Below are 25,240 nucleotides of genomic sequence, written 5' to 3'. Positions count from 1 at the left end.
TCCTAAATATCCCGTTCAGAGGCGCGCGCGGCCTCGTATAATGCGCGACATTATGGGCGGTCTGCCCCCGCCTGCAACTTTTCCAGGACGTGCTTAATGCTCAAGGCGCTGCGTTTTTTTGGCTGGCCGCTGTTGGCCGGTGTGCTTATCGCTCTGTTGATTATTCAGCGTTACCCGCAGTGGGTCGGGCTGCCGAGCCTCGACGTCAACCTGCAACAGGCCCCGCAAACCACCAGCGTGCAGCAGGGGCCGGTGTCCTATGCCGACGCGGTGACCATCGCCGCACCCTCGGTGGTCAACCTTTACACCACCAAGGTCATCAACAAACCGGCACACCCGCTATTTGAAGACCCGCAGTTCCGGCGTTTCTTCGGTGACAACTCGCCGAAGCAGAAACGCATGGAATCGAGCCTCGGTTCCGGGGTGATCATGAGCCCGGAAGGCTACATTCTGACCAACAACCACGTGACCACCGGCGCCGACCAGATCGTGGTGGCACTCAAGGACGGTCGCGAAACCCTCGCCCGCGTCATCGGCAGCGACCCGGAAACCGACCTCGCGGTGCTGAAGATCGACCTGAAAAACCTGCCGGCGATCACCGTCGGCCGCTCCGACAGCATCCGCATCGGCGACGTCGCGCTGGCCATCGGCAACCCGTTCGGCGTCGGCCAGACCGTGACCATGGGCATCATCAGCGCCACCGGACGTAACCAGTTGGGTCTGAACAACTACGAAGACTTCATCCAGACCGACGCGGCGATCAACCCGGGCAACTCCGGCGGCGCGCTGGTCGATGCCAACGGCAATCTCACTGGCATCAACACGGCGATCTTCTCCAAGTCCGGCGGCTCGCAGGGCATCGGTTTTGCGATCCCGGTGAAACTGGCGATGGAAGTAATGAAGTCGATCATCGAGCACGGTCAGGTGATTCGTGGCTGGCTCGGTATTGAAGTGCAGCCGCTGACCCAGGAACTGGCCGAGTCGTTTGGCCTGTCCGGGCGTCCGGGGATTGTCGTGGCGGGGATCTTCCGCGATGGCCCGGCACAGAAGGCCGGCCTGCAACTGGGTGACGTGATTCTGAGCATCGACGGCGAACCGGCCGGTGATGGCCGCAAGTCCATGAACCAGGTGGCGCGGATCAAACCGACCGACAAGGTCACCATTCAGGTCATGCGCAACGGCAAGGAGATCAAGCTGACTGCTGAAATCGGCCTGCGTCCACCTCCGGCGCCGGTCAAAGAAGAAGAGTAAGCGGCCAGTACAAATCAATGTGGGAGCGAGCCTGCTCGCGAAGAGGTCTTCACAGTCAACAATGATGTTGAATGACAGACCGCTTTCGCGAGCAGGCTCGCTCCCACAGGTTTAGCGGTGTTTTACAGGTCGCCGAGGCCGTCGATCAGCGCCTGGTTCTGCTCCGGCGTACCGATCGAAATCCGCAGGAACTGGGCAATCCGCTCCTGCTTGAAGTGGCGCACGATCACGCCCTGCTCACGCAGTTTCGCTGCCAGACCCGCGGCATCGTGTTGCGGGTGACGGGCGAAGATGAAGTTGGCCGCCGACGGCAGCACTTCAAAGCCCTTGGCCTGCAACTGCGCAACGACCCACTCGCGACTTTCGATGACCAGACGGCAGGTCTTGTCGAAATACTCGCGATCCTCGAACGCTGCCGCCGCACCGACAATCGCCAGACGATCCAGCGGGTAGGAGTTGAAGCTGTTCTTGATCCGCTCCAGCGCTTCGATCAGATCCGGGTGCCCCACCGCCAGACCGACGCGCAGGCCTGCCAGCGAACGGGACTTGGACAGGGTCTGGGTCACCAGCAGATTCGGATAGCGGTCCACCAGAGTGATCGCGGTTTCGCCGCCGAAGTCGATGTAGGCCTCATCCACCACAACCACCGAATCCGGGCTGGCCTTGAGGATCTGCTCGACCGCCTCCAGCGCCAACAGGCAACCGGTCGGTGCATTCGGGTTCGGAAAGATGATCCCGCCATTCGGCTTGGCGTAGTCCGCCGGGTTGATCTGCAACTGCGCGTCCAGCGGCACGGCATCGAACTGGATGCCGTACAGCCCGCAATACACCGGGTAGAAGCTGTAGCTGATATCCGGGAACAGCAGCGGCTGCTCGTGTTGCAGCAGGCCGTGGAAAATGTGCGCGAGCACTTCGTCCGAACCGTTGCCGAGGAATACCTGATTGGTCTGCACGCCGTAGTAGTTGGCAACGGCGGTTTTCAGCAGATCGCTGTTCGGGTCCGGGTACAGGCGCAGATTGTCATTGAGTTCGGTCTGCATCGCCGCCAGCGCTCTGGGCGACGGGCCATACGGATTTTCGTTGGTGTTGAGCTTGACCAGTCTGGTCAGCTTCGGCTGTTCGCCCGGCACATACGGCACCAGATCCTTGACGAACGGGCTCCAGAATTTACTCATGTTCACTCCCCCTGCCCTGGCAGAAAGTCTGCGTCTTTGATGCGGTATTCGGCGCTGCGTGCGTGCGCGCTGAGGGATTCGCCACGGGCCAGCACCGAAGCGGTCTTGCCCAGCTCGGAGGCACCGGCCTCGGAGCAGAAGATGATCGACGAACGTTTCTGGAAGTCATACACGCCCAGCGGCGAGGAGAACCGCGCGGTACCGGAGGTCGGCAGCACGTGGTTCGGACCGGCGCAGTAGTCGCCCAGCGCCTCGGAGGTGTGGCGGCCCATAAAGATCGCGCCGGCGTGGCGGATCTGCGGCAACCACGCTTGTGGGTCGGCGACCGACAGCTCAAGGTGTTCCGGGGCGATGCGGTTGGCGACTTCGATGGCTTGCGCCATGTCGCGCACATGAATCAGTGCTCCGCGACCATTGATCGAGGTTTCGATGATGGTTGCGCGATCCATGGTCGGCAGCAGTTTGTCGATGCTGGCGGCGACCTTGTCGAGGAACTCGGCGTCGGGACTGACCAGAATCGCCTGGGCATCTTCGTCGTGCTCGGCCTGGGAGAACAGGTCCATGGCGATCCAGTCCGGATCGGTCTGGCCGTCGCACACCACGAGGATTTCCGACGGGCCGGCGATCATGTCGATGCCGACCTGACCGAACACGTGACGCTTGGCGGTGGCGACATAGATGTTGCCCGGGCCGACGACCTTGTCCACCTGCGGCACGCTTTCAGTGCCGTAAGCCAGCGCGGCAACCGCTTGCGCACCGCCGATGGTGAACACCCGGTCAACGCCGGCAATGCAGGCCGCCGCCAGCACCAGTTCATTGATTTCACCGCGCGGGGTCGGCACCACCATGACCACTTCGGTCACGCCAGCGACCTTGGCCGGAATCGCGTTCATCAACACGGACGACGGATACGACGCCTTGCCGCCAGGCACATACAGACCGGCGCGATCCAGCGGTGTGACCTTCTGGCCGAGCACGGTGCCGTCGGCTTCGGTGTAGCTCCAGGAGTCCTGTTTCTGTTTTTCGTGGTAGCTGCGTACCCGCGCCGCGGCTTTTTCCAGCGCTTCGCGCTGCGCCACGGTGATGCGAGTCAGGGCCAGTTCCAGGCGCTCGCGCGGCAGGATCAAGTCAGCCATCGAGGCGACTTCGAGGCCGTCGAACTTCTGGGTGAACTCGACCAGCGCCGCGTCACCGCGCTCGCGCACAGCCTTGATGATGTCCAGCACGCGCTGATTGACCGAGTCGTCAGACACACTTTCCCAGCTCAGCAGATGATCCAGATGATGCGCGAAATCCGGGTCAGCAGCGTTGAGTCGGCGAATTGCAGTCGGTGCGGTCATAGCGAGAGCCTCATAGGAATGGCGAAAAACTCAGGCGCCCGAAACTATCATTCGATCCGCTTGGGCACCTGAGAATTCTGGCTATGAGGCGGATAGACGGCGCGACCAGGGGTCGCGCAGGTACATCAGCCGCGGTGTCGCGATTCCACTGCGTTGCGCAGGGTATCGATCAACGCCTGGATTCGGGCGTGTTGCATCTTCATCGAAGCCTTGTTGACCACCAGGCGCGAGCTGATCGTGGCGATCAGTTCCTGAGGTTCCAGGCCGTTGGCACGCAGGGTGTTGCCGGTGTCGACCACGTCGATGATCTTGTCGGCCAGGCCGATCAGCGGCGCCAGCTCCATTGAGCCGTAGAGCTTGATGATGTCGACCTGACGGCCCTGCTCGGCGTAGTAACGCTTGGCAACGTTGACGAATTTGGTCGCCACGCGCAGACGGCCCTTGGGCTCGGCCGCGCCGATCTTGCCGGCGGTCATCAGCTTGCACTGGGCAATCTGCAGATCCAGCGGCTCGTAAAGGCCCTGGCCGGTGTATTCCATCAGCACGTCTTTACCGGCGACGCCGAGGTCGGCCGCGCCATGCTCGACATAGGTCGGCACGTCGGTGGCACGCACGATCAACAGACGTACGTCATCCTGAGTGGTGGGGATGATCAGCTTGCGGCTCTTGTCCGGATTCTCGGTCGGCACGATGCCGGCTTCAGCGAGAAGCGGCAGGGTGTCGTCAAGGATGCGGCCCTTGGACAGTGCGATGGTCAACATGGGAAACGTCAGTCCTTATCAAGGTACTCATGCCCGGTCGCAATCGGCGCCGGACACACATCGAGCCGGATACCGGCTCGACTCGAAACGAATTCAGTGGACACTTCCCTGTGTCCGCGTGCAGCAATCAGCCCGGAACGCGACGGATCTTGGCGCCCAGCATCTGCAGTTTTTCTTCGATGCACTCGTAACCACGGTCGATGTGGTAGATGCGGTCGATCAGGGTGTCGCCTTCGGCAACCAGTGCCGAGATCACCAGGCTGGCCGAAGCACGCAGGTCGGTGGCCATTACTGGCGCGCCCTTCAGGACTTCAGTACCGGTGACGATCGCGGTGTTGCCTTCGACCTGGATCTTGGCGCCCATGCGGTGCAGTTCGTACACGTGCATGAAACGGTTTTCGAAGATCGTCTCGATCACTGCACCGGTGCCTTCGGCAATGGCGTTGAGCGAGATGAACTGCGCCTGCATGTCCGTCGGGAACGCCGGGTACGGCGCGGTGCGCACGTTGACCGCTTTCGGACGCTTGCCGTGCATGTTCAGCTCGATCCAGTCGTCACCGCTGGTGACTTCAGCGCCGGCTTCACGGAGCTTTTCCAGGACGGCTTCGAGGATGGTCGGATCGGTGTCCTTGACCTTCACACGGCCACCGGTGACCGCAGCGGCCACCAGGTAGGTGCCGGTTTCGATACGGTCGGGCATGACCTTGTAGAAGCACGAACCCAGACGCTCGACGCCATCGATGGTGATGGTGTCGGTACCGGCGCCGGAAACCTTGGCGCCCATGGCGTTGAGGAAGTTCGCCAGGTCAACCACTTCAGGCTCGCGCGCGGCGTTCTGCAGCACGCTGCGGCCCTTGGCCAGGGCAGCTGCCATCATGATGTTTTCGGTACCGGTCACACTGACGGTATCGAAGAAGAAGCTTGCGCCGCGCAGGCCGCCTTCAGGCGCCTTGGCCTTGATGTAGCCGCCTTCGACGTCGATCACCGCGCCCATGGCTTCAAGGCCACGAATGTGCAGGTCAACAGGACGCGAACCGATGGCGCAACCGCCAGGCAGGGCGACTTCGGCTTCGCCGAAACGCGCAACCATCGGGCCCAGTACCAGGATCGAGGCACGCATGGTTTTCACCAGTTCGTACGGCGCGATCAGGGTCTTGATGGTGCGTGGGTCGATTTCGACGCTGAGTTTCTCGTCGATCACCGGCTCGATGCCCATGCGACCGAACAGCTCGATCATGGTGGTGATGTCGTGCAGGTGCGGCAGGTTGCCAACGGTCACCGGGCCATCGCACAGCAGGGTGGCAGCCAGAATCGGCAGGGCGGAGTTCTTCGCCCCGGAGATGCGGATTTCGCCATCAAGACGAACGCCACCGGTAATAATCAATTTATCCATAAGAATCTCGACGCCCTTGGGCTCAGGTGCGCTCGGCCCAGGCCGCGCTGCTGAAAAATTTCATAGTGACCGCATGGATGCTGCCATCGGTGATCCACGGGTTCAAATGGGCATAGACCTGCTGCTGACGCTTCACCGGGCTCAACGCCGCCAGTTCATCGCTAATCACGTTCAGCTGGAAATTGCAGCCTTCGCCCTCAACTTCTACCAACGTTCCGGGCAGCTTTCCTTCAAGGAAGCTCTTCACTTCTACGGCCTGCATGCTCAACCTCAATCGGCGCCCTGTGCGCACGGGTCGGACATCATACAAAAAAGCCCCGCGCCTGCGAACCCCGCATTGGCAGGACTCTGACGGGGGGCTTCTTTATCGATGCGGGTTCAGGGGTGCGCCAGCAACTCGGTCAGTTCACTGACCTGAGCGATTTCGCGCATATCTTCCGGCATCGCGCGGATGCTGACGGCCTTGCCGGCCGCCTGGGCATCGCGCATGAAGCACAGCAGCAAGGACAAACCGACGCTGCTGGACTTCTTCACTGCCGAACAATCGATGACCAGCGATGCCGCCTTGCTGGACTTGATCAGCGCCTGGCCTTCCTTGCGCAGGTCGGGACCTGTGCGGTAATCCAGCACTCCGCTGAGCAATAGCTCGTCGACGTCACTCATACGAACTGCCGCCTCACTCATTGCGCTGGCTTCGCGGCAGCTTTGTCGGTTTCTTCCTTGGCTTTGGCGACTTCGCCGGCCCAACCATTGATGGTCTTGTCCAGATCGTTGCCATTGCGCTGCATCGCGTCGGCGAACTGATCACGGAACAGCTTGCCGATGTTGATGCCATTGATGATCACATTGCGCAGTTTCCACTCGCCATTGATCTTCTCCAGCGTGTATTGCACAGGGTAGATCGCGCCATTGTTGCCCTTGACGGTCATGCCGACGCTGGTGCGATCGCCGGACTCATCCTTGGCCGGATCAACGGTAATGCCCTGGTTGTTGTATTCGAGCAAGGCATTGCCATAGAACTGGAACAGGCCGCGCTTGAAGTTTTCCTGGAAGGTCTGCATCTGCGCCGGCGTGGCCTTGCGCGAGTACTTGACGGTCATGATGCTCTTGGAAATGCCTTCGGCATCCACCACAGGTCCGACGATGGTGTTCAGCGCCGTGTAGAAATCCTGTGGATCCTTCTTGTACTTCTCTTTATTGGCCGAGAGATCGGCCAGCATCCGGTTCGTGGTGTCCTGAATCAGGTCGTGCGCCGACTGTCCAGGCGCAGCGTTAGCCAGCATCGGCAGTGCCGCGAGCAACACCAACAGGCCACGTCGCAAGGTAGAGATCATTCAAAAGCTCCTCATTTGGCGTCTTTGCTAACGGTATTGAGCAGGAATTTACCGATCAGGTCTTCCAGTACCAGAGACGACTGCGTGTCGTGGATGGTTCCACCATCCTTCAGACGGGTGTCTTCCCCGCCCACGCTGATACCGATGTACTTCTCGCCCAACAGGCCAGCGGTCAGGATAGACGCTGTGGAGTCGGTCGGCAGGTTGTCGACCTTTTTATCCACTTGCAGGGTTACCCGACCGGTGAAGCTGTCGCGATCCAGATCAATGGCCGTGACCTTGCCGATGGTCACACCGGCCATGGTCACTTTGGCTCTGACCGTCAAACCGGCGATATTGTCGAAGTAGGCATACAGTTTATAGGTGTCGGTGGTCGAAGTCGGAGACAGGCCACTGACCCGCAGAGCAAGCAGCAACAAAGCCAGGATCCCTGCCAGCAGGAACAGGCCGACACCGATTTCCAGGGTGCGGTTTTGCATCAGAAATCTCCAAACATCAAAGCGGTCAGAATAAAGTCCAGGCCCAGTACTGCCAGCGAGGCAAATACCACGGTCTTGGTAGTGGCGCGACTGATGCCCTCGGAAGTGGGCTCACAGTCATAGCCTTGGAAAACGGCGATCCAGGTCACGACGAAGGCGAAAACGATACTTTTGATGACGCCGTTGAGCACATCGCTGGTGAAGTTCACGCTGTTCTGCATGTTCGCCCAGTAGGAGCCTTCATACACGCCAAGCCAGTCGACAGCCACCCACGAACCGCCCCAGATCCCCACCACGCTGAAAATCATCGCCAGCACCGGCAGGGAAATGAAACCGGCCCACAGACGCGGGGCAATAATGTATTTGAGCGGATCGACACCGATCATTTCCAGGCTGGAAAGCTGTTCGGTGGACTTCATGTTGCCGATTTCCGCAGTCAGCGCCGAACCGGCACGCCCGGCAAACAGCAACGCCGTCACCACCGGCCCCAGTTCACGCAGCAACGTCAGGGCGACCATCTGCCCCACGGCCTGCTCCGAACCGTAGCTCGACAGAATACTGAAGCCCTGCAGCGCCAACACCATGCCGATAAAAATCCCCGACACGACGATGATCACCAGCGACATCACGCCAACCGAATGCAGTTGCTTGACCAGCAGGCCAAATCCGCCGCTGATGCCACCACGACCGAGCAGGGCGTGGAACAGGAACAGGGTCGCGCGGCCAAACACCGCGACGGCGTCGATCGCCGCTTCGCCGAAACGGCGTACGCGTTCTATTAGTGAAATTCTGCGCATCAGCGCTTCCCCAGAAGATCTGCGCGGTAATCCGTCGCTGGAAAATGATACGGCACCGGGCCATCGGGGTTGCCAGTCATGAACTGGCGAATACGCGGCTCATCCGAATTCATCAACTCGTCCGGCGTGCCCTGCCCCAGCACCTGACCATCACCCACTACATAGATGTAGTCAGCGATGCTCGCGGTTTCGGCCAGGTCGTGGGAGACCACGATACTGGTGATTCCCAGCGCATCGTTGAGCAGACGGATCAGGCGTACCAGCACGCCCATGGCGATCGGATCCTGACCGACGAAAGGCTCGTCATACATGAGAATCTGCGGATCGAGCGCAATCGCCCGGGCCAGCGCCACGCGCCGCTTCATGCCGCCAGACAGCTCGTCGGGCATCAGCTCGATGGCACCGCGCAAGCCGACCGCCTGCAATTTGAGCAGGACGATGTCGCGGATCATTTCCTCCGGCAGTTGGGTATGAACACGCAGGGGAAAAGCCACGTTCTCGAAGACATCGAGATCGGTGAACAGCGCGCCGCTCTGAAACAGCACGCCCATGTGCTTGCGCGCATCGAACAGATCACTGCGCGACAGCGTCGGCAGATTCTGGCCGTTGACCCAGACTTCGCCGCTGGAAGGACGCAACTGCGCACCCATCAAGCGCAACAAAGTGGTCTTGCCGCACCCGGAAGGTCCCATGATGCCGGTAACCTTGCCACGCGGGATGCGAATATCGACGTTATTGAAAATGCTGCGCGCACCGCGCTTGAAGGAGACTCCCTTCAGCTCGACCGCGTAGGCGTTATCGGCACTCATCTAAACTCCTTGCGATGCAGCCTCTCACTCGGACGCCTGGCTTTCCGCAGAAAGCACATACCTCCCGGGCAGGCCGAACTGGCGGCGAACTATATCACTGCAAACGCCAAGCGCCCAAGGCCCATCCCCCCCTGTGTTCAGCGATATGACAAGCTCGACAGCGCTTTTTCAGGGTTTTGGTTACGAGGAATGACAAAGCACGACGAACTTGCGTGAGGCTTTTCAACATAACCGCTATAATCGCCGCCTTTTCATCGGGCTATACGATTTCTGACATGAGCCAATCCAGCGACCTGATTCAATCGGCACAACGCACCATCCGCCTCGAAGTGGAAGCCGTACAAGGCTTGTTGCCCCATATCGACGCCGATTTCGTACGCGCTTGCGAGATGATTCTGGCCAGCAAAGGCCGTGTGGTCGTGGTCGGCATGGGCAAATCCGGACACGTCGGCAACAAGATTGCCGCAACCCTGGCCAGCACCGGCACCCCGGCATTTTTCGTCCACCCGGCCGAAGCCAGCCATGGCGACATGGGCATGATCACCCGCGACGACGTGATCCTCGCCCTCTCCAACTCAGGCTCGACCAACGAAATCGTCACCCTGCTGCCATTGATCAAGCGTCTCGGCATCCAGTTGATCAGCCTCACCGGCAATCCACAGTCACCCCTTGCCAAGGCCGCCGAAGTCAATCTCAACGTTCACGTCGAGCACGAAGCCTGCCCGCTGAACCTGGCACCGACTTCCTCGACCACCGCCGCGCTGGTCATGGGTGATGCCCTGGCCGTGGCGCTGCTGGAAGCACGTGGTTTCACCGCAGAAGATTTTGCTTTCTCGCACCCGGGCGGCGCCCTGGGTCGACGCCTGCTGCTGAAAGTGGAAAACGTCATGCATGCCGGGCAAGAACTGCCGCAAGTGCAGCGCGGCACCCTGCTCAAGGACGCGCTGATGGAAATGACCCGCAAGGGTCTGGGCATGACCGCGATCGTTGAAGCCGATGGCAAGCTGGCCGGGATCTTCACCGACGGCGATTTGCGCCGCACGCTGGACCGCAGTATCGACATCCGCAGCGCCACCATCGACCAGGTCATGACCGCACATGGCAAGACCGCACGGCCGGAGATGCTCGCCGCCGAAGCCCTGAAAATCATGGAAGACCACCGAATCAACGCACTGGTGGTCGTAGATGAAGAAGATCGCCCGATCGGCGCCTTCAACCTCTCCGATCTGCTGCGTGCAGGAGTGATGTAATGACCACCGATCTGCTGCAACGCGGCAAAGCGATCAAACTGGCGGTGTTCGACGTCGACGGCGTTCTCACCGACGGGCGCCTGTACTTCCTTGAAGACGGCAGCGAATTCAAGACCTTCAACACCCTCGATGGCCAGGGCATCAAGATGCTGATGAATGCCGGTGTCGAGACTGCCATCATCAGTGGCCGCAAGACGCCGGTGGTTGAACGCCGGGCGAAGAACCTCGGTATCCCGCACCTGTTTCAGGGTCGCGAAGACAAATTGGTGGTTCTGGACGGCCTACTGGCGCAACTGGGCCTAAGCTATGAACAGGTCGCCTACCTCGGTGACGACCTGCCTGACCTGCCGGTGATTCGCCGCGTAGGCTTGGGCATGGCCGTTGCCAATGCTGCCGATTTCGTGCGCGAACACGCCCATGGCGTCACTCGGGCCCGCGGTGGCGAAGGTGCCGCCCGTGAATTCTGCGAATTGATCCTGCGCGCCCAGGGCCGCCTCGATGCGGCCAACGCCGCGTACCTGTGAGCCAAACCATGTTTAGCAAAAAATTTCGCAACTTCCTGCTGTTCGGCTGCATCGCTGCCATGTTTGCGGCGGTCGGCTACTGGAACATCAGTCCGGAACGTTTCCTCGACAAGCCTGTGGCCAAGGTCGAAGACACTGCCATCGACTGGTACGCCACCAATACGCATACCCTGCAGTACCTGCCGGACGGCAAAGTGCAGTACGAAATGACGTCGGACAAGGCCGAACACCTGAAAGCGACGGATGTGACTCTGGTTACCAAACCCGATCTCAACATGTATCGCGGCACCGAGTTTCCGTGGCACGTGACCAGCGAACGCGGCGAAGTGAATCCGGACGGAACGCAGGTAGAATTGATCGACTCGGTACGTATCAAGCGCACCGATGAAAAGAAACGCGACACCCTGATCACCAGCACACGCATGACGGTGTTCCCTCAGCAGCAATATGCGCAGACCGAGCAACCCGTTAGAATCGACGGCGCTGGCGGTGTATCGACTGGCGTGGGAATGAAGGCGTATTTGAAGGAAAGCAGGATACACCTGCAATCGAACGTAAGAGGACAGTATGAGGCTCGTTAAAACCCTCCCTATTTTGCTCAGTCTGGGCGCAGCACTGGGAAGCGTGAGCGCCTGGGCTCTGCCGAACGATCAGCAGCAACCTATCCGCATTCAGGCCGACGACGCCCAACTGGACGACAAGAATGGCATCGCCACCTATAAAGGTGACGTGATCATCACCCAGGGCTCGATGATCGTTAAGGGCAATACGGTGACCATCACCCGTACCCCGACCGGCGATATCGACGTGGTGACCTCGGTGGGCAACCTTGCCTACTTCGAACAATTGCAGACTCAGGGCGACAAAAAGCCGGTACAAGGCTGGGGCGTGACGATTCAGTATCACGCCGCGCAGAACCGCGTCGTGCTGATCGACAAGGCCAAGGTTGTCGACAAGGACAACAACACCACTCAGGGCGAGAAAATCGTCTATGACACGGTGAAGAAACTGGCCAGCGCCGGCCGCGCTACCGGCAACAAAGTCACCGAGGCGCGTCCGCGTATCGACATGGTGATCCAGCCGAAGCCGAAAAACGACGAGAAAAAGGCCCAGTAATGGCAACTCTGAAAGCTCAGCACCTGGCCAAGGCCTATAAAAGCCGCCAGGTTGTGCGCGACGTCAGCCTGTCGATCGACAGCGGCCAGATCGTTGGCCTGCTCGGCCCGAACGGCGCCGGCAAGACCACCTGCTTCTACATGATCGTCGGCCTGGTGCAGGCCGATCAGGGTCGCGTGCTGATCGATGATCTGGACGTCAGCCATCAGCCGATGCACGGCCGTGCCAAAGCCGGTATCGGCTATCTGCCGCAAGAAGCGTCGATCTTCCGCAAACTGTCGGTGGCCGATAACATCATGGCCATCCTCGAAACCCGCACGGAACTCGACAAGGCCGGTCGTCGCAAGGAACTGGAAAGCCTGTTGCAGGAATTCCACATCAGCCACATCCGCGACAACCTCGGCATGAGCCTGTCCGGTGGTGAACGCCGCCGGGTGGAAATCGCCCGCGCCCTGGCGACCGCACCGAAATTCATCCTGCTCGACGAACCGTTCGCCGGTGTCGACCCGATTTCGGTCGGCGACATCAAGCAGATCATCCATCACCTCAAGGCCAAGGGCATCGGTGTACTGATCACCGACCACAACGTGCGCGAGACCCTGGATATCTGCGAGACCGCCTACATCGTCAACGACGGTCAACTGATCGCTGAAGGCGATGCAGCGACCATCCTTGCCAACGATCTGGTGAAGGAAGTGTACCTGGGCCACGAGTTCCGCCTCTAAGCGAATAGTGCCCGGTGAGCCGCCCGGGCGCTGTATCGATTCAAGCAGGATTTAATACGCTTTTATTGTTACAGCGCTCTAGGCAAACACGACAGTTTCAGGCATATAATTTGCTTAAGTTTGGCGCTCCGGCGCCCTGTAGTGGATGGCGCATGCGCGCCGGCGAATAAGGTGTTAAGCCCCTGCCATGAAACCATCGCTAGTCTTGAGAATGGGCCAGCAGCTGACGATGACACCGCAGCTGCAACAGGCCATCCGTCTGCTCCAATTGTCGACCCTGGACCTGCAACAGGAAATCCAGGAGGCCCTGGAATCCAATCCGATGCTCGAACGCCAGGAAGAAGGCGACGACTTCGACAACTCCGATCCTTTGGCCGACAACGTCGAACAAAAACCCAACACCGACATTCAGGAACCCTCCTATCAGGAAACCGCCCCGACGGTGGACAACCTGGAGGAAGGCGAATGGAACGAACGTATTCCCAACGAGCTGCCGGTCGACACTGCCTGGGAAGACGTCTACCAGACCAGCGCCAGCAGCCTGCCCAGCAGCGATGACGACGAGTGGGATTTCACCACCCGCACCTCTGCCGGGGAAAGCCTGCAAAGCCATTTGCTGTGGCAATTGAATCTGGCGCCGATGTCCGACACCGACCGCCTGATCGCCGTGACCCTGATCGACTGCATCAACAATCAGGGCTACCTCGACGAAACCCTCGAAGAAATTCTCGACGCCTTTGATCCGGAGCTCGACATCGAGCTGGACGAGATCGAAGCCGTTCTGCACCGCATCCAGCAATTCGAGCCAGCCGGCATCGGCGCACGCAACCTCGGCGAATGCCTGTTGCTGCAACTGCGTCAGCTCCCGGCCAAGACCCCGTGGCTCAACGAAGCCAAACGGCTGGTCAGCGATTACATCGATCTGCTCGGCAGTCGCGACTACAGCCAGTTGATGCGGCGCATGAAGCTCAAGGAAGACGAGTTGCGCCAGGTCATCGAACTGGTGCAAAGCCTCAATCCGCGCCCGGGTTCACAGATCGAATCGACCGAAGCCGAGTACGTGGTGCCCGACGTCATTGTGCGCAAGGACAACGAACGCTGGCTGGTCGAGCTCAATCAGGAGTCGGTGCCCCGCCTGCGGGTCAACGCGCAGTACGCCGGTTTCGTCCGTCGCGCCGACACCAGCGCCGACAACACCTTCATGCGCAACCAGTTGCAGGAGGCACGCTGGTTCATCAAGAGCCTGCAAAGCCGCAACGAAACCCTGATGAAGGTGGCCACCCAGATCGTCGAGCATCAGCGCGGCTTCCTGGAATATGGCGACGAAGCCATGAAGCCGTTGGTCCTGCACGATATCGCCGAGGCAGTCGGCATGCACGAATCGACGATTTCCCGGGTCACCACGCAGAAATTCATGCATACCCCACGGGGCATTTATGAACTGAAATACTTTTTCTCCAGCCACGTCAGCACCTCCGAAGGCGGCGAATGCTCGTCCACAGCGATCCGCGCGATCATCAAGAAACTGGTTGCGGCGGAAAATCAGAAAAAGCCATTGAGTGACAGCAAGATCGCTGGTTTACTGGAGGCACAAGGCATTCAGGTGGCTCGCCGCACCGTCGCCAAGTACCGTGAATCCCTCGGGATCGCGCCTTCGAGCGAACGCAAGCGGTTGATGTAAGCCACGTTACAGCGTTCCAGTGGCAGGCTCTTCGGCCTGCCGCTTTATGCACTGGCAACGAAGGAGAAGCTGTATGCAAGTCAACATCAGTGGACACCAACTGGAAGTGACCCAACCTCTGCGTTCCTATATCGAGGAAAAACTCCAACGACTGGAGCGCCATTTCGACAAGATCACCAACGTGCAGGTCACGATGTGCGTCGAAAAGCTGAAGCAGAAAATCGAAGCCACCTTGCATATTCCCGGCAGCGAAGTGGTCGCCAACGCAGAAGATACTGACATGTACGCTGCGATCGACTCACTGACCGACAAGCTGGATCGCCAACTCAAAAAGCATAAGGAAAAGACCCAGAGCCTCCTTCAGGGCGCGACAGGTCGTTAACACTCCCAACCCATGATCCGACTTGAAAGTATCCTGACCCCCGGCCGTTCCCTGGTGAACGTGCCGGGCGGCAGTAAAAAGAAAGCCCTCGAACAGATTGCCAACCTGATCGCCCGCGAAGTGCCGGATCTGGAGATGCAAGATGTCTTCGAGGCGCTGATCGCCCGTGAGAAACTCGGTTCCACCGGTTTCGGCAACGGCATCGCCATTCCCCACTGTCGCCTCAAAGGTTGCACCGAGCCTGTCAGCGCCTTGCTGCACCTTGATGCCCCCATCGATTTCGATGCCATCGACGGCGCGCCGGTCGACCTGCTGTTTGTACTGCTGGTCCCGGAAGCGGCCACCGATGCTCACCTGGAATTACTGCGCCAGATCGCCAGCATGCTCGACCGCAAGGAGGTGCGCGAAAAACTGCGCAACGCACCGAGCAATGAAGCCTTGTATCAGGTCGTCCTGAGCGAGCAGAACGGTCACTAATCATGCGTTTGATCATCGTCAGTGGCCGCTCCGGCTCGGGTAAAAGTACTGCGCTGAATGTTCTTGAGGACAACGGCTACTACTGCATCGACAACCTGCCGGCCGGCCTGCTGCCGGAACTCGCCGAACGCGCCCTGATTCATACCGAGCTGGCTCAGCCGTTGGTGGCTGTGTCGATCGATGCGCGAAACCTGCCGAGTCATTTGTCACGCTTCCCCGAGTTGCTGGAAGAAGTCCGCGCCCGGCACATCCAGTGTGATGTGCTGTATCTGGATGCCGACGAAGAAACCTTGCTCAAACGCTTCTCGGAAACCCGCCGTCGCCACCCGCTGAGCACCGCCAACCGTTCACTGGCCGAAGCGATCGAAGATGAAACCGCCCTGCTCGGCCCGATTGCCGATCTGGCCGACCTCAAGGTCAACACCACCAACCTGAATCTGTACCAGTTGCGCGACACCATCAAGCTGCGCCTGCTGAACCAGCCGGAGCCGGGGACGGCATTTCTGGTCGAATCGTTCGGTTTCAAGCGCGGCATGCCAGTGGACGCGGATCTGGTGTTCGACGTGCGCTGCCTGCCCAATCCGTACTGGAAGCCTGAATTGCGCGCGCAATCCGGACTCGACGCACCGGTTGCCGAGTACCTGGCGACGCAGCCGGAGGTCGAGGAGATGTTCCAGGACATCTACGGCTACCTGAATAAATGGCTGCCGCGCTTCGCGGCGAGCAATCGCGCCTATGTCACTATTGCCATTGGCTGCACCGGCGGGCATCACCGCTCCGTTTACCTGACCGAACGCCTGGGTCAGGCCCTGCAGAAAACCCTGAAGAACGTCCAGGTTCGCCACCGCGACCTCACTTAAAGGATTCACACCGCGATGCCTGCTCGTGAAATCGAAATCATCAATAAACTGGGCCTGCATGCCCGAGCATCGGCCAAGTTCGTTGGCGTGGCGGGGCAGTTCCCGGATTGCACGATCAGAGTGGGTCGCACGCCAGAAACCACTGTGGATGGCAAAAGCATCATGGCGATGATGATGCTCGCCGCCGGCAAGGGCACGAAGATCTATCTGAGCACCGAAGGCCATCAGGAACAGGAAGCGCTGGATGCGCTGGTGGCGTTGATCAACAACTACTTCGATGAGGGTGGTTGATCGTTAAAAGATCAAAAAATCAAAAGATCGCAGCCTGCGGCAGCTCCTACAGTGAACGCATTCCAATGTAAGAGCTGCCACAGGCTGCGATCTTTTGATATTCAGCCCAACGCGGTATCCATCACCATCATCAGACAGAAGCCGATCAGCAAGCCAAGACTGGCGAGCTTGTCATGACCATTGCGTCGCGACTCGGGGATGACCTCGTGCGTCACCACCAGCAACATCGCCCCCGCCGCCAGCGCCAGCCCCAACGGCAATAACAGTTCCGCCAGACTGACCAGCCACGCACAGAGCAGCGCAAACACCGGCTCGACCAACCCTGAAGCCGCACCGATCAAGAATGCCCTGACCCGCGACATTCCTGCCCCCGCCAATACCAGCGCAATCACCAATCCCTCCGGCACATCCTGCAAGGCGATGCCCATCGCCAGACTGTCGGCATCCGGCATGCCGCCGCCAGCAGACACCCCCACCGCCATGCCTTCCGGAATGTTGTGGGCAATGATGGCGAAGACGAACAGCCAGATCCGCGGCGGAATCACCGGGTGCTCGGGGGTACCGACGAGCATTTCCGGTGAGGCGCCAGATAGTTTCAGATCCACCAGATACAAGCCGAATGCACCGAGCATGATGCCGAAGCAGATTAGCCCGCTGGCGGCCCAGGGTGTCAGGCCCAGACTTTCGGCGGCGGCAATGCCCGGCACGATCAGCGAAAACGCGGTCGCCGCCAGCATCACGCCGGCGCCGAAACCCAGCAGCGTATCGCTGAGCCTCTGCGGCATGCGCCGGATCACCAGCACCGGCACCGCGCCGAGCGCCGTGCCGAGGGCGCAGATCGCGCCACCCTGCAATGCGCGTGACAATCGCGGCTGCAGATCCAGCCATTCCAGCCCATGCGCCGCCAGCAAGGTTATGCCGGCCAGCAGCAACAGCGACCCGACCGCGTAACGAAACATGCGTCCACCGCCAATCGCCAGTGTTTCAGTGCCCATAGTCAGCCCTGGATTGTTTTTATGGATGACTTAAACCAGCGCAGCCTGATAACGCGCGGCAACTTCAGGCCAATTGATCACGTTGTAAAACGCGTTGATGTATTCCGGACGACGGTTCTGGTAACGCAAGTAGTAGGCGTGTTCCCAAACATCCAGACCGAGAATCGGCGTGTTGCCGTTCATCAACGGGCTGTCCTGATTGCCGCTACTTTCCACGACCAGTGTTTTCTCGGGCGTGACGCTGAGCCAGGCCCAGCCGCTGCCGAAACGGGTCAGCGCGGCTTTGGTGAAGGCTTCCTTGAGGCTGTCGAGACCGCCCAGTTGGTCATCAATCGCCTTGGCCAGCGCGCCGTCCGGCTTGCCACCGCCGTTGGGCACCATGACTTCCCAGAACAGCGAATGGTTGGCATGCCCGCCACCCTGATTGATCACCGCCGCGCGGAGTTTTTCCGGCAACTGCTGAACGCTGGCGACCAGTTTCTCCACCGGCCATTCGGCGTACTCGGTGCCTTCGACGGCGGCATTGAGGTTGTTGATGTAGGTCTGGTGGTGCTTGGTGTGGTGGATCTCCATGGTTTGCGCATCGATGTGCGGTTCAAGGGCGTCGTAGGCGTACGGCAAGGCAGGCAAGGTAAAAGCCATTTCAGTGGACTCCATGGTGATGTGAGGCTGACGCGCGGCGTGCATTGCCGGTGTCCGGGTGCAGCAGACGCTGGGTGCGCGGGTATTCGCCGTGTTCGCTGATGAAATTCAGCAGTTCGACGTAGGTCTTGCTGCTCTGGCGCAACGCCGCTTCACGCAGGGCCGGGCGCAGGCGCTCGTCCTGCATGGTCTGCAACAGCCGTTGATGAATCGCGCAAAGGTACTCGGCGCTCTCCTCCGGCTGATTCAGGCGCAAATGCAGATCCGCGAGGTTGTGGTGGGAGATGACGCAGGCCGCCACCGCTTCGTCGGCATCCGCCCAGCGTTCGAACAGCACTTGCGCCAGGGCCAGGGCTTGCAGATAAGCCTCGCGGGCATCAATCAGCTCGCCCAGCATGAAGCAGCGATTGGCCCGTTCGATCGTGCGTTTCCAGTGCTCCATGGTGAACCTCCAAAGCGGTTGCGGGGTTTACACGCCGCCGGCGGTGAGTTTCTCGGGATTGAGCAACTCTTCCAGTTGGCTGCGCGACAGATCGGTGTGTTCCAGCGCGACGTCGATCACCGGGCGCCCCTGTTTGTAGGCCTGCTTGGCGATTTCAGCGGCTTTCTGATAGCCGATGATCGGATTGAGCGCGGTCACCAGAATCGGGTTGCGCGACAACGCTTCCTTGAGCCGCGACTCGTTGACCTTGAAGCTGGCGATCGCCTTGTCTCCGAGCAGGCGGCTGGTATTGGCCAGCAATTCAATGCTGCTCAGCAGGTTCTGGGCGATGATTGGCAGCATCACGTTCAGCTCGAAGTTGCCCGACTGGCCAGCGATGGTGATCACCGAATCGTTACCGATCACTTGCGCAGCGACCATGGCGGTGGCTTCCGGGATCACCGGATTGACCTTGCCCGGCATGATCGACGAACCCGGTTGCAGGCCCTCCAGCTCGATCTCGCCAAGGCCGGCGAGTGGACCGGAGTTCATCCAGCGCAGATCGTTGGCGATTTTCATCAGCGACACGGCGGTAGCCTTGAGCTGGCCGGAGACGGCGACGGCGGTGTCCTGCGAGCCGATCAGCGCGAACAGATCCTTGCCTGGAGTGAATTGCACATTCGTCAGCTGACTCAATTGGCGGCTGAAACGCGCAGCGAATTCCGGATGCGCATTGATCCCGGTGCCGACCGCCGTGCCGCCCTGCGCCAGCGATTGCAGGCTCGGCAGCAAATCCTGCAGATGACCGATGTTGGCCTTGAGCTGCTGCGCCCAGCCATTGAGCACCTGACTCATGCGCACCGGCATCGCGTCCATCAAGTGCGTGCGACCGGTTTTGACGTGGTGGTGCACCTGATCGGCTTTGTTTTCGATGACCTGCACCAGATGCAACAGCGCGGGCAGCAGTTGTTCGTGCAACGCCAGGGCGGCGCTGACGTGGATGGTGGTCGGAATGATGTCGTTGCTGCTCTGGCCGCAGTTGACGTGATCGTTCGGGTTGACCGGCTCGCCGAGCAGGCGGCTGGCGAGGGTCGCGATCACTTCGTTGGCGTTCATGTTGGAGCTGGTGCCGGAGCCGGTCTGGAAGATATCCACCGGAAAATGCTGCATGAAATCGCCTTCGAGCAGGCCTTGCGCGGCATCGCTGATGGCTTTGCCCTGGCCGGCGCTGAGCTGGTTGAGTTCGACGTTGGCCCGCGCCGCAGCGGCTTTGGCGAGGATCAGCGCGCGAATGAATTGTGTTGGCATCGGCTTGCCGCTGATCGGGAAGTTATCCACTGCACGCTGGGTCTGCGCGCCGTAGAGAGCGTCCACCGGCACCTGCAGTTCGCCCATGCTGTCGCGCTCAATACGAGTCTTGGTCATCGGTAAATCCTTGGACTAATTCAATGAGAGGAATCGAGGGAAGCAACTCGCAGGTCGCCAGTTGCCAGGTGTAGCGCTGCCAACGCTGGAGCCGGCACTTGCACAGTGAGAGGCGCTCCATTTCACACAACGGCCGCCAGGCTTGATCGAGACACAGGCTGCGCCAGTGCCACGGCAACGCGATGTCGGTGGCTGTGTCGAGCAGCAGACGGAAGGAGGTTTCAGCGATGGTCCACGGGGAAGTCGCCGTACAGCAGGCCAGATAACGGCCTTCGGCCAGGTAATGTTCGATCAGGCGCGGTTCGTCAGGATCCATCGCGCAACGGATCTGGCGACTCATCCAGCGCCAGCTTTCGAGGTACGGCTGCTCGTGCAAGGCAGAACTCATGATCCGGGGCTCGTTCGGAGATGAGATTTATTATTAGATGATAATGAGAACCAAAACAAGAGCGCCTGATTACACAGACTCCATTGTAGGAGCGAGCCTGCTCGCGAAGGCGTCGTGTCAGTCGCCGCTGCAGTAGGCTGCTATCGCTTTCGCGAGCAGGCTCGCTCCCACTAGGTTTTGTGTGGAGCCAAGAAAAAAGGCGCGCCACCCGATGAGGTGGCGCGCCTTTCTTGTCTGACCGCTGGGGCTTAGCTGCCCGCGACAGTCATCCGCTCGATCAGCACCGAGCCCGTACGAATATTGCTGCGCAGCTCCAGATCATTACCGACTGCAACGATCTGCTTGAACATGTCGCGCATATTGCCGGCGATGGTCACTTCCTGCACCGCGAACTGGATTTCGCCGTTCTCGACCCAGAACCCCGCCGCCCCACGCGAATAATCGCCGGTGACCATGTTCAAGCCATGGCCCATCAACTCGGTAACCAACAGGCCACGGCCCATGCGCTTCAACAGCGCCGCCTGGTCTTCATCTCCGTGAGTGACGAACAGGTTGTGCACGCCTCCCGCGTTGGCAGTGCTCGGCATGCCGAGTTTGCGCCCGGAGTACGTGCCGAGGATGTACGAAACCAACTCGCCCTTCTCGACGAACGGTTTGGCGTAGGTGGCCAGACCATCACCGTCGTAGGACGCACTGCCCATGGCGCGCATCAGGTGCGGACGCTCGTCGATGGTCAGCCATTCCGGAAACAGCTTCTGCCCCAGCGTGCCTTCGAGGAACGACGATTTGCGATACAGACTGCCGCCAGACACCGCCGACAGGAAGCTGCCGAACAACCCACCCGCCAGCTCGGCGGAAAACAGCACCGGCACTTCGCAAGTCGGTACCGGACGCGCGCCCAGACGGCTCGCGGCACGTTGTGCGGCACGCTGGCCGATGCTCACCGGATCCGCCAGCAGGCTGCCCTGACGGTTCACGTCATACCAGTAATCGCGCTGCATCTGGCCATCAGATTCGGCGATCATCACGCAGCTCAGGCTGTGCCGGGTCGACGCGTAACCACCGATGAAACCGTGGCTGTTGCCATATACACGGCAGCCCTGATGGGTGCTGAGGGTGGTGCCGTCAGCGTTCTTGATTCGCGCATCGGCGTCGAACGCCGCGGCTTCACAGAGCAACGCCTTCTCGATCGCCTGCTCGGGGGTGATGTCCCATTCGTGGAACAAATCAAAATCCTGCACATCCTTGGCCATCAGCGCCGCATCGGCGAGGCCCGAGGCTTCGTCTTCAGAGGTGTGTTTGGCGATCGCCAGTGCAGCGGCAACGGTTTCACGAATCGCATCTGGCCCGGTGGCGGAGGTGCTGGCCGAGCCTTTGCGCTGGCCGACGTACAGGGTGATGCCAAAGCCCTGGTCGCGGTTGAACTCGACCGTCTCGACCTCACGCTGACGCACCGACGTCGACAAACCCTGCTCCAGCGACACCGCGACCTCACAAGCACTGGCGCCCTGACGCTTGGCTTCGGCGATGATCTGCTCGACCTGTTCCTGCAGTGCCGGCAATGCTTGCGGGCCGACGCTTTGAACTGCACTCATGCTCATCTCCACTCAAATTCTGCTTTCGGCTGGGGTCATCGAGCGACCGGGCCGGACAAGCGGCCCCCGACTGGTTATCATGGCGGCGTTTCTTTGCGGACTGCCACCATGGTTGATTCTTACGACGACTCCCTCGATACGGGAGAAAAAAGCAAATCTCAGGTCAAACGCGAGCTGCATGCTCTGGTGGACCTTGGCGAGCGCCTTACAACACTCAAGCCCGACTTGCAGGCAAAACTGCCATTGACCGACGCCTTGCGCCGGGCACTGGCTGATGCGCCGAAGCACACCGCGAACATCGCGCGTAAACGGCACCTGCAGTTCATCGGCAAACTGATGCGCGATCAGGACACTGACGCGATTCTGGTCCTGCTCGATCAACTCGATGCCTCCACCCGTCAGTACAACGAGCGTTTCCACAACCTCGAACGCTGGCGTGACCGCCTGATCGCCGGTGACGATGCCGTGCTGGAGAAATTCGTCGTTGAATACCCCGACGCCGATCGCCAGCAACTGCGCTCCCTGATCCGTCAGGCTCAGCACGAGGTTGCGCAAAACAAACCTCCTGCTTCCAGCCGCAAGATCTTCAAGTACATCCGTGAGCTGGACGATACGCAACGCGGTCTGCGTTGATATCTCGCTCCTGTAGGAGCTGCCGAAGGCTGCGATCTTTTGATCTTGCTTTTAAAAATCAAAGTCAAAAGATCGCAGCCTGCGGCAGCTCCTACAGTTTTTTTGTTTATGCGCCTGTGCCACCCACGGTAATCGCATCGATCTTCAGCGTCGGCTGACCGACACCTACCGGCACCGACTGCCCGTCCTTGCCGCACGTGCCCACACCGCTGTCCAGCGCCAGATCGTTACCGACCATCGACACCCTGCTCATCGCCTCTGGGCCGTTGCCGATCAACGTCGCGCCCTTGACCGGCGCGGTGATCTTGCCGTCCTCGATCAGGTACGCCTCGCTGGTGGAGAACACGAACTTGCCGCTGGTGATATCGACCTGACCGCCACCAAGGTTGGCGCAGTAGATGCCCTTCTTCACCGACGCGATGATTTCCGCTGGATCGCTCTCGCCACCGAGCATGTAGGTGTTGGTCATGCGCGGCATCGGCAGATGCGCGTAGGACTCGCGACGACCGTTGCCGGTACGGGCCACGCCCATCAGACGCGCATTGAGCTTGTCCTGCATGTAGCCTTTGAGCACGCCGTTCTCGATCAGCGTGGTGCACTCGGTCGGAGTGCCTTCGTCGTCGACGCTCAGCGAGCCGCGACGACCGCTCAACGTGCCGTCATCGACAATGGTGCAGAGCTTGGAGGCAACCATTTCGCCCATCCGCCCGCTGTAGGCCGAACTGCCCTTGCGGTTGAAGTCGCCTTCCAGTCCGTGGCCGACCGCTTCGTGCAGCAGCACGCCGGACCAGCCCGAACCGAGGACGACAGGCAAAGTGCCGGCCGGTGCCGGAATTGCTTCCAGATTCACCAGCGCCTGGCGCAGTGCTTCACGGGCATAGCCCATGGCGCGGTCTTCGGCGAGGAAATAACGGTAGTCGGTCCGTCCGCCGCCGCCATGTCCGCCGCGCTCGCGACGGCCGTTCTGCTCGACGATCACACTGACGTTGAAACGCACCAGCGGACGCACGTCAGCGGCCAGGCCACCATCGGTGGACGCCACCAGAATCCGTTCCCAGACCCCGGCCATGCTCACGCTGACCTGCTGAATCCGTGGATCGAGGGCGCGGGTGGCGACGTCGATGCGCTTAAGCAACTCGACTTTCTCGGCGCGGCTCAGCACTTCCAGCGGATTGTCCGGGGCATACAACTGCGCGACATCCTGAGTGCTGAACGCCTGCACCGTACCGTTCTGCCCGGCGCGGGAAATCGAGCGCGCAGCACGGGCCGCAGCGCCGAGGGCTTCGAGAGTGATCGCGTTGCTGTAGGCAAAACCGGTTTTCTCGCCGGACTGCGCACGCACGCCGACACCCTGGTCGAGGTTGAAGCTGCCTTCCTTGACGATACCGTCTTCCAGCGACCACGACTCGGAGATCTGGCCCTGGAAATACAGATCGGCAGCATCGATGCCCGGGCCCGCCAGGTCACCGAGCACGCCTTGCAGGCTCTCGATGGTCACGCCGCCGGGCGCCAACAGGTGATCACTGACTGAGGACAACAACTCGCTCATAGGTTTACGCCTTAAATTCATGTTCTGAAGCAGGCCGCTGGGCGCCCTGCGAGAAAAACCGCCGATGACTCGTCACCGGCATTCGCGTCCTGATAGACGCTTGTTCATCACTGTCGCGTGCGGCCAACAATACCGCCTCGCCTTGATCCTGATGCGCCAGCACACGGCCCCAAGGGTCGACAATCGCCGCATGACCGAAGGTTTCACGCGGTCCCGGGTGAGTCCCGCCCTGCGCTGCCGCCAATACATAACACTGCGTCTCGATGGCACGGGCGCGAATCAGCACGTCCCAATGCGCCGCACCGGTCACTGCGGTGAAGGCCGACGGCGCGGTGATCAACTCGGCACCGGCGGCGCGCAGCTCACTGTACAGCTCCGGAAAGCGCAGGTCGTAACACACGGTCAGGCCAACTCGGCCAACCGGCGTGTCCGCCACCACCACGCCACTGCCATAAGCATAGTCATCCGATTCGCGATACCGCCCGCGATTGTCCGCCACATCGACATCGAACAGGTGCAATTTGTCATACCGCGCTACGGTTTCGCCCTGATCGTTGACCAGCAGCGAACAGGCGTGGGATTTGGCGTCCGGCTGCCCGAGCGGAGGCAACGGCAACGTGCCAGCCACTATCCATAACTTGAGGTCGCGGGCGGTCTGTTTCAACCATGGCAGGATCGGCCCTTCGCCAAGCGCTTCGGCGCGGCCGATGTCGACGATGTCGCGACGGCCCATGGCGGCGAAGTTTTCCGGCAGCACCGCCAGCTGCGCGCCGCCAGCCGCGGCCTGTTCGAGCAGGCGTCGAGCCTGCGCCAGATTGGCCAGCACATCACTCTGGCTGACCATTTGAATCACCGCTAAAGACATGGCCGCTTCCTGACAGGGAGTCCACTTATCACTGTAGGAGCTGCCGCAGGCTGCGATCTTTTGATTTTGCTTTTAAAAACCA

At 60.4% G+C, this 25,240-nt stretch carries 30 protein-coding genes; 12 read left to right on the top strand and 18 right to left on the bottom strand.

The features are described from left to right. Positions 1 to 96: 96 nt before the first annotated feature. Positions 97 to 1,251 (top strand): Do family serine endopeptidase AlgW, encoded by a 1,155-nt coding sequence (algW, locus tag LOY52_RS04415; RefSeq protein WP_123587243.1) that lies wholly within the window; start codon positions 97 to 99, stop codon positions 1,249 to 1,251. A gap of 122 nt (positions 1,252 to 1,373) precedes the next feature. Here the strand turns inward: algW and hisC are convergent, their stop codons facing one another. The 10 genes from hisC to LOY52_RS04365 all read right to left on the bottom strand — a co-directional run bounded on the left by hisC (position 1,374) and on the right by LOY52_RS04365 (position 9,339). Then, positions 1,374 to 2,426, bottom strand: a complete 1,053-nt coding sequence (hisC, locus tag LOY52_RS04410) for a histidinol-phosphate transaminase (RefSeq protein WP_258678409.1) — start codon at positions 2,424 to 2,426, stop codon at positions 1,374 to 1,376. 2 nt (positions 2,427 to 2,428) lie between these two features. Beyond that, positions 2,429 to 3,766 carry a histidinol dehydrogenase gene (hisD, locus tag LOY52_RS04405; protein WP_007967227.1) on the bottom strand — a complete coding sequence of 446 codons (1,338 nt, stop codon included), beginning with the start codon at positions 3,764 to 3,766 and terminating at the stop codon, positions 2,429 to 2,431. Between the two features lie 125 nt (positions 3,767 to 3,891). Further along, positions 3,892 to 4,527 (bottom strand): ATP phosphoribosyltransferase, encoded by a 636-nt coding sequence (gene hisG / locus LOY52_RS04400; RefSeq protein WP_007967226.1) that lies wholly within the window; start codon positions 4,525 to 4,527, stop codon positions 3,892 to 3,894. A gap of 127 nt (positions 4,528 to 4,654) precedes the next feature. Further along, positions 4,655 to 5,920, bottom strand: coding sequence for a UDP-N-acetylglucosamine 1-carboxyvinyltransferase (murA, locus tag LOY52_RS04395; RefSeq protein ID WP_047291321.1), 1,266 nt, complete (start codon positions 5,918 to 5,920; stop codon positions 4,655 to 4,657). A gap of 22 nt (positions 5,921 to 5,942) precedes the next feature. Continuing rightward, entirely contained in the window at positions 5,943 to 6,182 is a 240-nt protein-coding gene (locus tag LOY52_RS04390; protein ID WP_008085051.1) for a BolA family protein, read from the bottom strand. A gap of 116 nt (positions 6,183 to 6,298) precedes the next feature. Beyond that, positions 6,299 to 6,604: a lipid asymmetry maintenance protein MlaB gene (locus LOY52_RS04385; RefSeq protein WP_202370167.1), complete on the bottom strand. Its 306-nt coding sequence runs from the start codon at positions 6,602 to 6,604 to the stop codon at positions 6,299 to 6,301. Beyond that, positions 6,601 to 7,254: a phospholipid-binding protein MlaC gene (locus tag LOY52_RS04380; protein WP_202370168.1), complete on the bottom strand. Its 654-nt coding sequence runs from the start codon at positions 7,252 to 7,254 to the stop codon at positions 6,601 to 6,603. The genes LOY52_RS04385 and LOY52_RS04380 overlap by 4 nt, the downstream gene beginning before the upstream one ends. An 11-nt stretch (positions 7,255 to 7,265) precedes the next feature. After that, positions 7,266 to 7,733, bottom strand: a complete 468-nt coding sequence (mlaD, locus tag LOY52_RS04375; protein ID WP_007967220.1) for an outer membrane lipid asymmetry maintenance protein MlaD — start codon at positions 7,731 to 7,733, stop codon at positions 7,266 to 7,268. Then, positions 7,733 to 8,530 (bottom strand): lipid asymmetry maintenance ABC transporter permease subunit MlaE, encoded by a 798-nt coding sequence (gene mlaE, locus LOY52_RS04370; RefSeq protein ID WP_003221704.1) that lies wholly within the window; start codon positions 8,528 to 8,530, stop codon positions 7,733 to 7,735. Before mlaE ends, mlaD begins: the two co-directional genes overlap by 1 nt. Further along, positions 8,530 to 9,339, bottom strand: coding sequence for an ATP-binding cassette domain-containing protein (locus LOY52_RS04365; protein ID WP_169843108.1), 810 nt, complete (start codon positions 9,337 to 9,339; stop codon positions 8,530 to 8,532). Before LOY52_RS04365 ends, mlaE begins: the two co-directional genes overlap by 1 nt. A 275-nt stretch (positions 9,340 to 9,614) precedes the next feature. On the opposite strand from LOY52_RS04365, the gene LOY52_RS04360 reads away from it, so the two are divergent. The 10 genes from LOY52_RS04360 to LOY52_RS04315 all read left to right on the top strand — a co-directional run bounded on the left by LOY52_RS04360 (position 9,615) and on the right by LOY52_RS04315 (position 16,645). After that, a complete protein-coding gene (locus LOY52_RS04360) occupies positions 9,615 to 10,589 on the top strand; it encodes a KpsF/GutQ family sugar-phosphate isomerase (protein WP_027610849.1) in 975 nt (324 codons plus the stop codon). Then, positions 10,589 to 11,113, top strand: coding sequence for an HAD family hydrolase (locus tag LOY52_RS04355; RefSeq protein WP_007967216.1), 525 nt, complete (start codon positions 10,589 to 10,591; stop codon positions 11,111 to 11,113). Before LOY52_RS04360 ends, LOY52_RS04355 begins: the two co-directional genes overlap by 1 nt. Before the next feature lie 8 nt (positions 11,114 to 11,121). Further along, positions 11,122 to 11,694 carry an LPS export ABC transporter periplasmic protein LptC gene (lptC, locus tag LOY52_RS04350; RefSeq protein WP_027610848.1) on the top strand — a complete coding sequence of 191 codons (573 nt, stop codon included), beginning with the start codon at positions 11,122 to 11,124 and terminating at the stop codon, positions 11,692 to 11,694. Beyond that, on the top strand, positions 11,681 to 12,229 hold the full coding sequence (gene lptA, locus LOY52_RS04345; RefSeq protein ID WP_258678396.1) for a lipopolysaccharide transport periplasmic protein LptA: 549 nt from the start codon (positions 11,681 to 11,683) through the stop codon (positions 12,227 to 12,229). Before lptC ends, lptA begins: the two co-directional genes overlap by 14 nt. Continuing rightward, complete coding sequence (gene lptB, locus LOY52_RS04340; RefSeq protein WP_007967211.1) at positions 12,229 to 12,954, top strand: LPS export ABC transporter ATP-binding protein; 726 nt, start codon at positions 12,229 to 12,231, stop codon at positions 12,952 to 12,954. The genes lptA and lptB overlap by 1 nt, the downstream gene beginning before the upstream one ends. Before the next feature lie 187 nt (positions 12,955 to 13,141). Then, positions 13,142 to 14,635 (top strand): RNA polymerase factor sigma-54, encoded by a 1,494-nt coding sequence (locus LOY52_RS04335; protein ID WP_202370170.1) that lies wholly within the window; start codon positions 13,142 to 13,144, stop codon positions 14,633 to 14,635. Between the two features lie 73 nt (positions 14,636 to 14,708). Beyond that, positions 14,709 to 15,017, top strand: coding sequence for a ribosome hibernation-promoting factor, HPF/YfiA family (gene hpf, locus LOY52_RS04330; RefSeq protein WP_007912419.1), 309 nt, complete (start codon positions 14,709 to 14,711; stop codon positions 15,015 to 15,017). 12 nt (positions 15,018 to 15,029) lie between these two features. Further along, positions 15,030 to 15,494 carry a PTS IIA-like nitrogen regulatory protein PtsN gene (gene ptsN, locus LOY52_RS04325; RefSeq protein WP_258678388.1) on the top strand — a complete coding sequence of 155 codons (465 nt, stop codon included), beginning with the start codon at positions 15,030 to 15,032 and terminating at the stop codon, positions 15,492 to 15,494. A gap of 2 nt (positions 15,495 to 15,496) precedes the next feature. Further along, a complete protein-coding gene (gene rapZ, locus LOY52_RS04320; RefSeq protein WP_007967205.1) occupies positions 15,497 to 16,354 on the top strand; it encodes an RNase adapter RapZ in 858 nt (285 codons plus the stop codon). A 15-nt stretch (positions 16,355 to 16,369) separates the two neighbouring features. Continuing rightward, positions 16,370 to 16,645: an HPr family phosphocarrier protein gene (locus LOY52_RS04315; protein WP_258678386.1), complete on the top strand. Its 276-nt coding sequence runs from the start codon at positions 16,370 to 16,372 to the stop codon at positions 16,643 to 16,645. A gap of 101 nt (positions 16,646 to 16,746) precedes the next feature. Here the strand turns inward: LOY52_RS04315 and LOY52_RS04310 are convergent, their stop codons facing one another. The 6 genes from LOY52_RS04310 to pmbA all read right to left on the bottom strand — a co-directional run bounded on the left by LOY52_RS04310 (position 16,747) and on the right by pmbA (position 22,117). Continuing rightward, positions 16,747 to 17,640, bottom strand: a complete 894-nt coding sequence (locus LOY52_RS04310) for a ZIP family metal transporter (protein WP_258678384.1) — start codon at positions 17,638 to 17,640, stop codon at positions 16,747 to 16,749. Between the two features lie 30 nt (positions 17,641 to 17,670). After that, a complete protein-coding gene (locus tag LOY52_RS04305) occupies positions 17,671 to 18,282 on the bottom strand; it encodes a superoxide dismutase (RefSeq protein ID WP_258678383.1) in 612 nt (203 codons plus the stop codon). Between the two features lies 1 nt (position 18,283). Further along, positions 18,284 to 18,724 carry a hypothetical protein gene (locus tag LOY52_RS04300; RefSeq protein ID WP_007967199.1) on the bottom strand — a complete coding sequence of 147 codons (441 nt, stop codon included), beginning with the start codon at positions 18,722 to 18,724 and terminating at the stop codon, positions 18,284 to 18,286. Between the two features lie 27 nt (positions 18,725 to 18,751). Beyond that, the gene (locus LOY52_RS04295; protein ID WP_258678381.1) at positions 18,752 to 20,128 is read right to left on the bottom strand and encodes an aspartate ammonia-lyase; all 1,377 of its coding nucleotides are present in this window, start codon (positions 20,126 to 20,128) and stop codon (positions 18,752 to 18,754) included. Next, positions 20,109 to 20,516, bottom strand: a complete 408-nt coding sequence (locus LOY52_RS04290; RefSeq protein WP_258678378.1) for a FagA protein — start codon at positions 20,514 to 20,516, stop codon at positions 20,109 to 20,111. The genes LOY52_RS04295 and LOY52_RS04290 overlap by 20 nt, the downstream gene beginning before the upstream one ends. 248 nt (positions 20,517 to 20,764) lie before the next feature. Continuing rightward, the gene (pmbA, locus tag LOY52_RS04285; protein ID WP_258678377.1) at positions 20,765 to 22,117 is read right to left on the bottom strand and encodes a metalloprotease PmbA; all 1,353 of its coding nucleotides are present in this window, start codon (positions 22,115 to 22,117) and stop codon (positions 20,765 to 20,767) included. Between the two features lie 102 nt (positions 22,118 to 22,219). On the opposite strand from pmbA, the gene yjgA reads away from it, so the two are divergent. Beyond that, entirely contained in the window at positions 22,220 to 22,744 is a 525-nt protein-coding gene (gene yjgA, locus LOY52_RS04280) for a ribosome biogenesis factor YjgA (RefSeq protein WP_003221672.1), read from the top strand. 106 nt (positions 22,745 to 22,850) lie between these two features. Here the strand turns inward: yjgA and tldD are convergent, their stop codons facing one another. Together tldD and LOY52_RS04270 are read right to left on the bottom strand one after the other, a co-directional pair. Further along, positions 22,851 to 24,293 carry a metalloprotease TldD gene (tldD, locus tag LOY52_RS04275; RefSeq protein ID WP_007961588.1) on the bottom strand — a complete coding sequence of 481 codons (1,443 nt, stop codon included), beginning with the start codon at positions 24,291 to 24,293 and terminating at the stop codon, positions 22,851 to 22,853. A gap of 4 nt (positions 24,294 to 24,297) precedes the next feature. Then, the gene (locus LOY52_RS04270) at positions 24,298 to 25,158 is read right to left on the bottom strand and encodes a carbon-nitrogen hydrolase family protein (RefSeq protein ID WP_258678375.1); all 861 of its coding nucleotides are present in this window, start codon (positions 25,156 to 25,158) and stop codon (positions 24,298 to 24,300) included. Positions 25,159 to 25,240: the final 82 nt, after the last annotated feature.

It is taken from the genome of Pseudomonas sp. B21-051 (genome assembly GCF_024748795.1).
GTDB lineage: Bacteria > Pseudomonadota > Gammaproteobacteria > Pseudomonadales > Pseudomonadaceae > Aquipseudomonas > Aquipseudomonas putida_A.
This window is presented reverse-complemented; position numbering and strand designations above follow the sequence as displayed.